The sequence below is a fragment of the Mucilaginibacter lappiensis genome, from assembly GCF_050433765.1.
Taxonomy (GTDB): domain Bacteria; phylum Bacteroidota; class Bacteroidia; order Sphingobacteriales; family Sphingobacteriaceae; genus Mucilaginibacter; species Mucilaginibacter lappiensis_A.
The window spans coordinates 315,073-327,599 of sequence record NZ_JBNPWP010000007.1; the positions used below are offsets into that span (position 1 = coordinate 315,073).

The 12,527-nt window shown below is 42.5% G+C and carries 11 protein-coding genes; 2 read left to right on the plus strand and 9 right to left on the minus strand.

Translation table 11 applies throughout. The annotated features are described in order from the left end of the window. Positions 1-7: 7 nt before the first annotated feature. The 8 genes from M2273_RS21505 to M2273_RS21540 all read right to left on the minus strand — a co-directional run bounded on the left by M2273_RS21505 (position 8) and on the right by M2273_RS21540 (position 8,135). On the minus strand, positions 8-775 hold the full coding sequence (locus M2273_RS21505) for a TerC family protein (protein WP_429399831.1): 768 nt from the start codon (positions 773-775) through the stop codon (positions 8-10). An 87-nt stretch (positions 776-862) separates the two neighbouring features. Further along, positions 863-2,272 (minus strand): hypothetical protein, encoded by a 1,410-nt coding sequence (locus M2273_RS21510; protein WP_429399832.1) that lies wholly within the window; start codon positions 2,270-2,272, stop codon positions 863-865. Next, on the minus strand, positions 2,253-2,819 hold the full coding sequence (locus tag M2273_RS21515) for a hypothetical protein (protein ID WP_429399833.1): 567 nt from the start codon (positions 2,817-2,819) through the stop codon (positions 2,253-2,255). Before M2273_RS21515 ends, M2273_RS21510 begins: the two co-directional genes overlap by 20 nt. Continuing rightward, a complete protein-coding gene (locus M2273_RS21520; RefSeq protein ID WP_429399834.1) occupies positions 2,816-3,376 on the minus strand; it encodes an RNA polymerase sigma factor in 561 nt (186 codons plus the stop codon). The genes M2273_RS21515 and M2273_RS21520 overlap by 4 nt, the downstream gene beginning before the upstream one ends. Positions 3,377-3,618: 242 nt before the next feature. Continuing rightward, on the minus strand, positions 3,619-4,152 hold the full coding sequence (locus M2273_RS21525; protein WP_429399835.1) for an AAA family ATPase: 534 nt from the start codon (positions 4,150-4,152) through the stop codon (positions 3,619-3,621). A gap of 301 nt (positions 4,153-4,453) precedes the next feature. Next, positions 4,454-5,749: a M20/M25/M40 family metallo-hydrolase gene (locus M2273_RS21530; RefSeq protein WP_429399836.1), complete on the minus strand. Its 1,296-nt coding sequence runs from the start codon at positions 5,747-5,749 to the stop codon at positions 4,454-4,456. A gap of 44 nt (positions 5,750-5,793) precedes the next feature. Then, positions 5,794-7,668 carry a M61 family metallopeptidase gene (locus M2273_RS21535; protein WP_429399837.1) on the minus strand — a complete coding sequence of 625 codons (1,875 nt, stop codon included), beginning with the start codon at positions 7,666-7,668 and terminating at the stop codon, positions 5,794-5,796. 173 nt (positions 7,669-7,841) lie between these two features. After that, entirely contained in the window at positions 7,842-8,135 is a 294-nt protein-coding gene (locus tag M2273_RS21540) for a nucleotidyltransferase family protein (protein WP_429399838.1), read from the minus strand. Positions 8,136-8,227: 92 nt separating this feature from the next. On the opposite strand from M2273_RS21540, the gene M2273_RS21545 reads away from it, so the two are divergent. Then, positions 8,228-8,548 (plus strand): hypothetical protein, encoded by a 321-nt coding sequence (locus M2273_RS21545; RefSeq protein ID WP_429399839.1) that lies wholly within the window; start codon positions 8,228-8,230, stop codon positions 8,546-8,548. A gap of 84 nt (positions 8,549-8,632) precedes the next feature. Here M2273_RS21545 and M2273_RS21550 read toward each other — a convergent pair whose 3' ends face one another. Further along, positions 8,633-10,162, minus strand: coding sequence for a serine hydrolase (locus M2273_RS21550; RefSeq protein WP_429399840.1), 1,530 nt, complete (start codon positions 10,160-10,162; stop codon positions 8,633-8,635). Positions 10,163-10,266: 104 nt separating this feature from the next. Between M2273_RS21550 and M2273_RS21555 the strand changes: the two genes are divergently transcribed. Then, a complete protein-coding gene (locus M2273_RS21555) occupies positions 10,267-12,453 on the plus strand; it encodes a S9 family peptidase (protein ID WP_429399841.1) in 2,187 nt (728 codons plus the stop codon). Positions 12,454-12,527 lie beyond the last annotated feature (74 nt).

The following is a 12,527-nucleotide window of genomic DNA, read 5'->3' on the forward strand; positions in this document are numbered from 1 at the left end:
CCTATTCTTATTTCTTGACTCTCACAGTCTTTTTTCCACTCTTCGCTTTCATTTTCAGATTCAGCATTTCAACCAGTACGGAAAATGCCATGGCAAAATAGATGTATCCTTTGGGGATATGCTGCTCAAAGGCTTCGGCTAAAAGCGAAACACCGATCAGTAGTAAAAAAGATAATGCCAGCATTTTTACGGTAGGGTGCTTGTTTACAAATCCAGCCACGCCGTTTGATGCCCACATCATGATCCCTACTGCAATTACTACGGCAATGATCATGATCTCGACATGCTTGGCCATACCCACGGCGGTGATCACAGAATCGAGCGAGAAAACGATATCCAGCAACATGATCTGAACAATGGTACCCCAAAAACTGTGTGGCTTTACGATTTCAGGGTTTTCGTCGTCGCCTTCAATTTTATGGTGTATTTCGGCTGTGCTTTTATATATCAGGAACAGCCCGCCAATGATCAGGATCAGGTCGCGGCCCGAAATGGCTAATTTTTCGGCCCAGTCGGCATCAGTTATATTGAAAAGGTGCCCCAGGCTAAATATGGGAGCAGTAAGTGTCATTACCCAACTTATAGATAGCAGCAGCAAAACGCGGGTGATCATGGCCATGGCTAAACCAATCCTGCGCCCTTTGGCCTGTTGTTTTGCCGGGAGTTTATCAGACAAAATGGATATAAAGATCACATTATCGATCCCTAAAACTATCTCCAATAACGTAAGGGTAATTAGCGAGATCCATGATTCGGCATTGGCAAATATTTCCATAGGGTTGAGATTTATTTTCGCCCTAAAATAACAAAACCCCTGCCGAAAATGACAGGGGTTAATGAATTAGTGTTAAATATATAGTGTTTAATTAAAGCTTACGCTGCCATAGCTCGAGTTAATGGTTATGGTTCTATCTGTTCCGCCTTTACCTAAATGCCCTTTGTAATTCTTGGTAGGATTAAATCCTCTTTCACTATCTGAAGGGGTTTTACTGGTAATGTTAACATCATTACCACCATAGTTAAAGCTGCCATAACGTACGGTTACATCAAAGTCGGCATTTTGATCGCCACTGAGGCCAAGCTTAACACTTGAATAGGACGCGTTTACAGCTAAGTTTTTTACGTTTTTATCCACATCGCCTATGCTTAAAGCGCCGCTGAATTTTACATTGATGTTTCCAGAAGTAGTAATACGGCCAATTTTTGCCGAACCGTAGCTAATATCGGCATTAAGTTTATTGCACTCGCCCAGGTTTAAGCTGCCATAAGCAACATCCAAATCGCTGCCATTAAGCGCGCCAATGGTGGCGCTGCCGTATTTTACAGTGATCTGGTTACCGGGGTTGCTCAGGGCTTTGGCCACAAGACTTCCGTAGCTGTTATTGATGGTTAGTTTACCTTCCAAATCGGGCAGGTCAGTACTGCCATATTTGTTGCTTATGTTCATTGGGTTTTTTACAGGCATGTACACGGTATAGTTTACCTCCATTTTACGCACATTGTTATGTTTGCCGCCAAACAGCGACCATGAGCTATCATCATTATTGGCATTGATATTGGTCTTGAAATATACGCCTGCCCCGTCTTTACTATCCCTGATGGTTACGTTATCCAATAGCTTTTGCGCTTTATCTTCATCATTTGCCGCTACCTTTATCTGTACATCAACTTTTACTTCGTTTTTTGCCCAGGTATTTACAGTTATTTTTCCAAAACGGTTATCAATGTTTATTACATCGTTACCATCAACTGTATAGCTTTTGCTGTAGCTTTTAGTTTTTTCAACGCCATCATCACTCTTCTGGTTGTTATCGTCGGTGTAGTTAAAGCTAAGATTTGTGTCGAAGTCTTTAAATCCATAGGCAATTTGAGGTGCTATGTTGGTAAACTCATAGGCAAAATTCAGGCTATCGTTAAATTTAAATGTATGCTTGAAGGTTTTTAAGCTATCCATTTTAAAAACCAGGTTTTTGTTAAGATGCTTAAACTGCTTGTCAAAATTCTTCATGTTCAACTTCATCTGATACTTGAATTTTGGCATTTGAATTTTACTCATTTTAAATTGCATGTCTTTCAATTTCACTTTCATGTCTTTCATTTTTAACTGAAAGTCAGCATTGTTCCATGGAGACATTTCCTGTACCGGAGCCTGTTTAGGCGGTTCAGGTGGGGCCGGAGGTGCAGCAGGTGTTTCCTGTGCAAAGCAAGTTGCGCTAATGGTTAATAAAACCACAACAGTCAGCAGGGACTGTTTAAATATTTTTGATTTCATTTTGTTGATCTTTTTTCATTTGATTGAATTGTTCTATCACACTTAATTGCTGATTAAGCACCTCGGTTTGTATTTGCAAGTTCCGGATCATTGCACGTAAAACACGTTCCTGGTTGGGGCTGGTGGCTAAATCACTATTGAGTCTTTTATAGGTAGAATCCATTTTAGCTATTTCGGCGCTAAACTCTTTGTATAGTTGCGGGTCGGTTTTGGCAACTGATTTAAGTTCGGTAAGTTTAGTTTCAACAAGCGATGCATAATGCAGTTGCTGTTTAGCATATTCGGGGTTAATGGCTGCAAGGTCAATTCCTTTTGCGCCTTTTTGGCTTTGCAGGTATACCCCGAAACCTATTCCCATGATCACGATTACCGATGCCGCGACCTGAAGCACGAAAGCAAGAGAAAAAGTTTTTGTTGCCGGCTTTTTTGGCAGTTCCTCCTGCAAATTTAAGCTTTGCTCAATTTTGCTCCACAAATCTGCCGATGGTTCAACCTCGTCAAACTCCTCCCTGTTCTTTTTAATGAAATCTTCAAATCGCTTGCTCATGATACTGTTCCTTTTCTTTTTAAAATTTCCATTAATTTTCTTTTAGCTCTCAAAAACTGGGTTCTTGAGGTGTTTTCTGATATGTTCAATATTTGACTTATTTCTTCGTGGTCATAACCTTCAAGCAAGTAAAGCGACAGTACTACCCTATAACCATCGGGCAGTTGTTTCATGGCCTCTTTAACCATGGCCACCTGGTATTGTACCTCTTCTTCATCCTCATTTTCCTCTTCGGGTATATTTTCCAGATGATCAACTTCCAGCTCTATTAATTCCAGCTTGCGTTTTCGCAGCAGGTTTATGGAGCGGTTAACCACAATTTGCTTAAGCCACAAACCAAATGTTGTTTCCTGTCTAAAATCTTTAAGCTTGTTAAAAGCGTCCAGAAAAGCTTCCTGCAAAACATCTTCAGCTTCGCCAATATTGCCCACTATCCTAAAGGCGATGTTCAGCATCGCTTTTGAATATAAACGGTACAATTCGTAACAGGCTTTTTTGCTTCCCTGCTTGCACTCAACCACCAGGTTGTAATGTTTGTCAATAAATATGGCTTCCAAATTATGTTAAGCTTCAGGTTAAATGACGCACCAGTTTTTACAACGTTGCATCATTGTGAAAAATAATTTGTTGGAACTTAGATTTTTTTGTCCGGACATATTGCCGAACCGCCAATTATTGCCTGAACCGCGATTAATTTGTCTGAACCGGGATTTTTAGGATTAAAGGATTATTACGATTTCTTATAAAAATCCGGGTAATCCTTTAATCTGTTTAATCTGAGTTCAGACAATATCCCGGTTCAGACAATATCAACGGTCAAAAAATCATCAATAGCTTTTACCGCGTTGTCATACCTATCGGTACCGGTACCTGATATGAGTACGTACCGGGCCTGCAATGCATCAAGTTCTTTGTACCAAATATTCATAAAATGTTCGCGCAGGGTGGGGAAATTACGCAGCGGGTCATCCTGCCAGGGCAAATCGATATTTAACAGCAAGTAAAGATCATAGGGGTGCTTGGGCAATTCATCCAGTACTTCCTGGGGGGCACGACCAAACATCTGGTCGCTCCATATTTTTACAGTGATGAAAGTAGTATCGCAGATCAGGATATTATTGGCTTTGGGCAGCAGTTCTGCCTCGAGCGCCAGTTGCCCGTAAAACATGTTGATCTCATCCTGCCAGGTGCAGGGTTCGGTTAATTTTTCGCAATACCCTCTGGCATACTCGGGTACCGCGATGGTATGATAATGCGCAGCCAGGTAATCAGACATGGTTGATTTTCCTGTTGACTCTGGCCCTACTACCGCTATTTTGAGTATGTTTTTCATGGTGGAGGAATTTTATGAGCGAAGAATTGACTCACCCGGTCATTGCTTCGCTCGACCACCCTCTCTTCGCCTTCGGCGGAAAGAGGGGATTAAATGCTTTCATTTTAACTGTTTTCCTGAGCAACGAAGGATCTATTCAACAACATGTATATCGAATAATAGATGCTTCACTATGTTCAGCATGACAAACTTATTTTTCTTCTTAACCCACTTTCCAGCGAAGCTGAAGAGAGGGGCGGCGAGCGTAGCGATGCCGGGGTGAGTCTTAGCCGGTATACAATAACTCGTACAAATTTTATCTTTATTTCTCCGGCTTAGGCACCCGTGTAGGCGTATCCTTGCCCGAAACTATACTGCGCGAGCTTAACGCTATGGCTCTGATGGTTGAAGTAATATTGCTTACATCAAGCGAACTAAACTCATCTTTTACGGTATGGTAAAGTTTATCAATGTCAATTTGATCTGTTGATATGGTATGCGCGGGCACACCCTTTTCGGCTAATGAGGCATTATCACTGCGGTAAAACAAGTCCTGATCGGGGTAAGGGTCAGGGTGAAACTTAAAGACGGTCCCCTGCAGGTTATTTTGTAATATAGTGCCAAAGTTTGAGCGCTCAAAACCTGTTATAAAAGCCGAATTTTCACCAAATTTTGATGCCTTGCCTATCATTTCAATATTGAACATGGCCGCAACTTTATCAGGATCAACTTTGGTAGCAAAATATTGTGAACCATATGTGCCTATCTCTTCGGCGGTAAAGGCCACAAATATAAGCGTACGGGCATTATTGTTTAGTTTTTTATAGTATTTGGCTAAAGAGATCACCGCTGTTGTTCCTGACGCGTCATCATCGGCACCGTTGGCAATGCTGTCGCCCTCCATTGGTTTTATGATACCAAGGTGATCATAATGGCCCGAAAAAACAACATACTCATCGGGCTTGGTTTTACCGGGTATCATACCCGCAACATTAAATAAAGGCAATTCTTCTGTTTTGCCTTCATAACTCACCTCAAACGATTTTACACTGTCAAACTTGCCCAGCACAAATACCAGAGCCTGGTTGTTATCTGTTTTAAAACTCGCGCTGCCAGTTAAAATATGGTTACGTACACGTTTAAATATGGCCTGAAAATTAGGGTCGACCAGGACGAGCATTTTTTTACCGCTTTTTATAGCAGCCAGATACTCCTCTCTGAAGTTTTTTTCGGCACCTAACTGCACTACCTGTACATCGCTATTGTTTGCCCAATTAAATGACGCGCCGGCTGATGCAAAAAGGCTATCAACAGGTATGCTCTTACCATTAATGGTAGCAGTTGTTTTTATAGGTGTTGAACGGATCATTGTAAAATTTTGACGATAGCCCGTATTGCCGGTCAGGGGCTTTAGTCCTGCCTTAGTATATTCGCTTTCAATAAAAGCGGCTGCTTTTTCAATACCTGGCGTAAATGTGGCCCGGCCTTGCATATCATCGGCCGACAGGGTTTTGATGATGCGCGTTACATCATCCTGGCCAATCAGTTTATTTACGTCCTGCCCAAAGCTACTTATGGAAGCAGCTAATAAGGCAATTGTTACTAAATATCTTTTCATTTTTATTTGTTTAATATTTCATTTTTATGGGAGCTATAGCCCGCTTATTTAACTTTTGACTGTAACCAGCTATTACGGAAAGTCTCCTGTTCTTTACTTAACTGTTTGCCGGCTTTTTCAAAGGTAACCACTTCCAGGTACGGGCTTTCTTCCAGTACTATGGTTGTTTCATGAGCGCCGGTACGGTTTTTATAGTTAACGGTTATTTTATCGCCGGGTTTTTTACTGGCAAGTACGTCTGAAAATGATTTTGGATCTGTGATGGCCTGGCCATCGGCTTTTAAAATAACATCACCGGCATCAAGGCCCGCTTTATAAACAGGTGTGCCAATTATGGTGCTTGATAGGATAGGTAAACCTTCGGCCCCGGCTGCACGCTGCTGCCCGGCCCGGCCACGGCCCGGGGTAGAGGCTAATGAACCTGCCCATGCTTTGCCCGGTTGTGCTTTCTGTAGCATTAAGCCCGCTTTAGCCAGCAGTTCTTCATAATTATTTTTGTCGGTTCCATAAATGTAGCGTTTAAAGAAATCGGCAGCAAACTTGGGGTTGTTGGTAACCTTGCCCAGATCGTTTTGCAGATCAGGAATGGTATATGGTTTCATGACCTTACCGCGTGCAAGCCAAACCTGGCGCATATAATCGTCAAGGGTTAGGTTAAATTCGCTGCGCAAACGCATGTCAAGCGCCAGTGCTATGGCGCCACCATAAGTATAATAGCTGGTAAAATCATTAACATTATTGTTTGGATCGATAGATACACCGGCATCTGCAAATACCGAATAACGGCTCATTTGTGTGGCCGGGTATTTTGCTGCTCCCGGGGTGTTCTGGATCTGGTTAATAAGGCCACCCAGGGTACGGGCATAATCATCAAGGGTATTAAACCCTGAACGCGTAAGCAACAGTTCGCCATAGTATTGGGTAAAGCCTTCGGCAAACCAAAGTTCGCTGCTCATGTTGGCATGTTCAAAATTAAAAGGTTCCAATGATTTTGGGCGGATGCGCTTTACATTCCAGCTGTGGAAATACTCGTGCGAGAATATGCCCAAAAGGCCGTTTTCGTTACCGGCCACTTTATCAAGCGGGTCAACAATACAGGTAGAGTTGCGGTGTTCCATCCCATCGCCTGATGTGGTTGGATAAACATCTGTTAAAAATGTATACTCACCGTAATCATAAGCAGGCAACTCGCCAAACACGGCTTTTTCTTCCAGTACCATCTTTTGTACCATTTTGCCGAAGTTATCAACCGCGGCCTGGTCATCATCTGAGTGGATGGTTACATTGATCTTCTCTTTTTTGCCGTCGGCGTTTACTACATCCCAGCTGGTTATTTTATAATTGGCAAGCTCGGTAGGGCTATCCATCATGTACTGCAGGTTAGGTGCGCTGTATACATTTGCGCCTTCGTGCTTTAGTTGAGTGGCAACTTTCCATCCGTATTTATCAAGGTCATTAAACTCAAACTTAACTGATCTTTTGTCCTGGCCCAAAAGCCACATAAAGGTGGCAGGCATATTCAGGTGTGCATGGCTGGGGTCAATGCTGGTGTAGGTGCCATCGGTCCAGTTGCCAAACAGAGTATAGCTAACTTTTATATTGGCCGGATGAGTGGTTACTTCATATAAGTCGCCCTCTAATTGTGTAATTGGGAGCGCATTGCCGTCAATATCAGTTACCTTAACATTATAAATATTTTTGCCAAACTCATGTGTTGCGTAACGCCCGGCAGATGAGCGGCTCATGCGTAAACGTAATGGCCCATCGGGTGCCTGGGGTACAGTCATCACAATTTCTGCTTCGTGATGTGCCGCGTTTGGAAACGATATGGAATAGTAAATGGCTTTTTGTACATCCTGCTGCGCAATAGCAGCAGACGTTAATAAAGAGGCAATAGTAATTAAAAATATTTTTTTCATGTAAACCTGATTAATAGCGCTGAAATTACAATTAATCGGGGAAATGTATTCTATCAAAATTATTGGCTGATAATTTCTAAAGCGGTTAAGGTTTTTTCTTTCAATTTAGCGTATAGGCATGAATTTCATCAATTGCTTCTATTATATGAAGCAACCTCTGGCGGTCGCCCATTTTACCTTTCATATATTAAAATTTTATCTTTTTCTATGAAAGGATACAGGCGTTTAGATATGGCTTTGGAGGAAACTAAGTCGATTGGTTTTTGGAGTTTTTGTTGAATATCTGATTGCATAGTTACAAAACCCAGGCCTATATGTTTTGAATAATCAAGATCAACCAGTATATCTACATCACTGTTTTTGTCAGCTTCATCACGTGAATATGAGCCAAATAAGTACGCCTTTATTACCGGCTTGCCGGAAAAGTAATCTCTAAGTATTTGAATATCATCTGTTGACAGCTGCATTATAGTACAAATATAATAAACAGATACTACATGTAATTACATAATTAAAAGGCTTTATCCTAACGCAGTAAAACCCCTTGTAAACTAATTCCATGTTAATTATACGTACCTTTAAAGAAATTAATGAACTCATGATCCTTTTTTCAAGAAGAAACTTGCATTACTCCGATTACAAATGGAGCGTATATAACCAAAACGACCCGCGTGTAAACGGTAAGCCCGATACTACTCCTTTTACTAAGGATGAGGGTAATGAGGTAGTTTACCTGATCAATAAATTGATGATACTTTGGGATTACCGTTTTGCCAACACCGGCAACAAAATGGAAAAACTGATACACGATAAATTGCCGGCAGAAATTACTGTACAACAGGATGTACAGGAATGGCTTAAAGCTAATCTTAAGTTTTAAGGCTTAAAGCCCAAAGCCGAAGGCTAAAAGCTTTTTGATGTTCTCTTTTGAAAACTTTTAGCCTTCAGCCTTTAGCTTTCCTCGCTACTCTTTCTTAAACTCATAAGCATTGTATTCTACAAAGTCGGCAACTTTAACCTTTACACCGGTTACTTTGCCATTTTGTACCGTGAACGGAAAAACCGCCTTGCCCAGTGTAGCATCAGAAAAAGTGACGTAAAAACGGTTGCCCCCTAATGGTTGCAATTTGGCAAACATGGTGGGGTGGTGTTCAAAACGCATTTCCAGGTCGTTATTTTCGCCCTGTGTAATAGTCATGCTGCCATACAGGCTGTTGGAGTATTTGCCGGCGTAAGCAATTGCGGGCAACATAGGTTTTAAGTTTAGCAATACAGTATCACGCAATTTCCGTTCGGCTTGTTGTGCGGTAGCGGCCTGGGTTTTATAAATTTTCAGATAAGCATCGCTGTAATTGCGATAGCCACGGCCAAAGTATGCGTCTAAAATTTCCCAGCGAAGAGCCTCATATAGCCGATTTTGATCAGTATTGGTTAAAATAATGATACCCAGATTATCCTGTGGCGATAGGGTTACTGATGACAGGTAACCGTTTACACCCCCGTCATGCATAATGAGCCTATGGTTTGAGTAGTCCTGTATAAACCAGCCAAGCCCGTACAGTTCAAAATTATTTTCGCCGTTAAGATGATATTGACTTCCAACAATATCCTGTGGTTCACGGGTGGCTTGTATGGCGGCCTGTGGTATAACCTGTCTGTTACCCACCTTGCCATTATTTAATAAAGCCAGCACCCATTTACCCATATCGCTTGCCGATGAGCTGATAGCCCCGGCAGGCGCAAGTCCGTCAATCTGGCAATAAGGGATAGCTGTAAGCCGGCCATCGGTTAAGGTATGGGGTACAGTGCGGTTCAGTGATTTTGGCAGGTTTTTACTTAGTGCCAGGGTATTGGTCATACCCAGCGGGGCAAAAATGGCTTCTTTTAAATATATTTCCCAGGGTTTACCTGTTACGCGGGGAATGATCTCGCCAGCCGTTAAAAACGCGGCATTGGTATAACCCCATTTGGTGCGGAAGGGGTAAGGCGCTTTAATTTCCCCAAGTTTTTTAATTATATCAGCTCGGGTAAGGTTGGTGTTATAAAAGGTAAAATCGCCCTGAAAGGTTTGTAAGCCCAGGCGATGGCAAAGCAGGTCGCGTACCATGGCTTCCTGTCCGGCATATTTATTCTCCAGTTTAAACTCTGGAATATATTTGGTTACCTTATCATCAAGCGATAGCTTATTATTGGCCTGCAGCATGGCTAAAGCAGTGGCTGTAAAAGCCTTGGTATTACTGCCAATCATAAATAATGTATTTACATCAACATAATTGGTAAGCCCAAGCTCTTTAATGCCATAACCTTTCACCAGCACTATTTTATTATCCTTTACAATACAAACTGCAATACCAGGTACACGCCAGTTGGTAAGCGCCCTGCTTATATAAAGGTCCAAACTGTCTCTTATAAATTTGGTGCGGTCGGCACGTTGGGCTTGGGTTACAGTGATAAATGAAATGCAAACAGTAAAAAGTAGAAGTATTTTTTTCATTACACAGATGTTACACTCTTTGAATGTGCTAATTTAATGCAAAATTTACAGCGGCTTTACACAATTGTAAAATAACGCCGCAATCTAATTAAAACACATTGTATATGAAATTTTTACGTTCGGGATCATTATTCCTTACAACTGTATTGCTCATTTTGGGAGTATATACGGCAAAAGCACAGCGGGCACCAACGCATTGGACGGCCGATGGCTACCAGTATTACAAAATTACCGATGGCGGCATCAGGATACTGGACACCCGCGATACCAGTAAAAAAACCTTATGGATAAGTAAAGAAATGCTTACCCCACAAGGACAAACACCTATAGGCATTAAAAGATTTACGGTATCGGCCGATGGACAGAAAGTGCTCATCAATACCAATACAAAAAAAGTATGGCGTTATGATACCCGCGGCGATTACTGGGTGTATGATACCAATACTAAAAAGCTATGGCAGTTGGGTAAAAACCTGCCGGCATCGTCGCTTATGTTTGCAAAATTATCGCCCGATGGAAAAAGCGCGGCCTATGTGAGCGGGCACAATATTTATGCAGAGGATTTGGCTGATGGATCAGTTAAACAATTAACCACAGATGGCAGTACCAGGCTGATCAATGGCACTTTCGACTGGGCCTACGAAGAAGAATTTGGCTGCCGCGATGGTTTCCGCTGGTCACCTGACAGTAAATCAATTGCTTACTGGCAAATAGATGCCCGCAAAATAAAAAGCTACCTGATGCTGAACACTACCGACTCTATTTACCCTTATGTAGTACCTGTGGAGTACCCGGTTGCCGGCGAAAATCCAAGCTCATGCAAGGTAGGGGTTGTTGATATCAGCACAGGTAAAACAAACTGGATAAATACGCCGGGCGATGCTGTACAACATTATATACCGAGGATGGAGTGGACATTAAACTCGAACGAGATCATCCTGGAGCAACTGAACCGGGCGCAAACCGAGAGCCGGGTGTTTATAGGCAATATATCAAACGGTACTGCCCGCGTTATCCGTGAGGAAAAAAGCAATGCCTGGATTGATGGAAAAGAACGCTGGAACGGGGGCGACCCAACCGGATGGGAATGGATAAACAAAGGCAAGGACTTTTTATGGGTAAGCGAAAAGGACGGCTGGAAGCACATCTATCGTATAAGTCGCGAGGGTAAAGAAACCCTGGTAACCAAAGGTGATTATGATGTGATCAGTATAAATTTAATTGACGATGCATCAGGCTATATTTATTTTATGGCTTCGCCCGATAATGCTACCCAAAAGTATTTATACCGCATAAAAATTACCGGCGGAACAAAGCCTGAGCGCGTTTCGCCGGCTGATGAACCCGGAACTCATGGCTATGATATTTCGCCAAATGGCAAGGTGGCGCTACATAACTTCTCCAACAGTTATACCCCGCCGGTAAGCGAAGTAGTGAGCCTGCCTGAGCATAAGCATATTGGCGGCACAGTTGTGGTTTTGAACAAGGATGCCAAAAATAAAACGGAGTTTTTTAAAGTAAAAACCGTTGATGGCATTGAAATGGATGGCTGGATGAAGAAGCCCACCAATTTTGATCCGAATAAAAAATACCCGGTTGTGTTTACGGTTTATGGCGAACCTGCGGGGCAAACAGTTACCGATACCTGGGGAGCTGGCCGTAATGGCTTATACGTAGGCAGTATGGCCGATGATGGTTATATCTATATGTCAGTAGAAGGGCGTGGCGCACCGGCACCAAAAGGTACCGCCTGGCGTAAAGCTATCTATAAAAACATAGGCCTTATCAACATCCGCGACCAGGCTATGGCTGTTAAAGAAATATTGAAATGGCCATTTGTTGACTCCACCCGCATAGCGGTTCATGGCTGGAGCGGCGGTGGCTCGTCAACATTAAATCTGATGTTCCAGTACCCCGATATTTATAAAACGGGGATAGCCGTAGCAGCCGTAGGCGATCAGCTTACCTATGATAATATTTACCAGGAGCGTTATATGGGGGTGCCTATTGATGATGAGGGCCGCGCTGCATTTATAAAAGGTTCGCCGGTTACGTACGCTAAAAACCTGCGTGGTAACCTGTTGTACATACATGGTACAGGCGACGATAACGTACATTATAAAAATGCCGAAGAGTTGATCAATGAGCTGGTAAAATACAACCGCCAGTTCGATCTGATGTCGTACCCTAACCGTACACATAGCATTTCAGAAGGCGAGGGGACTTCTTTGCATTTGAGAACCCTGTTCACCAGGTATTTAAAAGAGCACTGTCCGCCGGGTGGCAGATAAGTAAAGGTTCTCAATAAAATTAACTCCCTGTATTGCTGATTAGATAGTCGATAATACAGGGAGTTTTTTATTTT

Coding starts and splice junctions, on each gene's coding strand:
- M2273_RS21505 (WP_429399831.1), bottom strand. CDS start 775: ATGGAAATATTTGCCAATGCCGAATCATGGATCTCGCTAATTACCCTT.
- M2273_RS21510 (WP_429399832.1), bottom strand. CDS start 2,272: ATGAAATCAAAAATATTTAAACAGTCCCTGCTGACTGTTGTGGTTTTA.
- M2273_RS21515 (WP_429399833.1), bottom strand. CDS start 2,819: ATGAGCAAGCGATTTGAAGATTTCATTAAAAAGAACAGGGAGGAGTTT.
- M2273_RS21525 (WP_429399835.1), bottom strand. CDS start 4,152: ATGAAAAACATACTCAAAATAGCGGTAGTAGGGCCAGAGTCAACAGGA.
- M2273_RS21530 (WP_429399836.1), bottom strand. CDS start 5,749: ATGAAAAGATATTTAGTAACAATTGCCTTATTAGCTGCTTCCATAAGT.
- M2273_RS21535 (WP_429399837.1), bottom strand. CDS start 7,668: ATGAAAAAAATATTTTTAATTACTATTGCCTCTTTATTAACGTCTGCT.
- M2273_RS21540 (WP_429399838.1), bottom strand. CDS start 8,135: ATGCAGCTGTCAACAGATGATATTCAAATACTTAGAGATTACTTTTCC.
- M2273_RS21545 (WP_429399839.1), top strand. CDS start 8,228: ATGTTAATTATACGTACCTTTAAAGAAATTAATGAACTCATGATCCTT.
- M2273_RS21550 (WP_429399840.1), bottom strand. CDS start 10,162: ATGAAAAAAATACTTCTACTTTTTACTGTTTGCATTTCATTTATCACT.
- M2273_RS21555 (WP_429399841.1), top strand. CDS start 10,267: ATGAAATTTTTACGTTCGGGATCATTATTCCTTACAACTGTATTGCTC.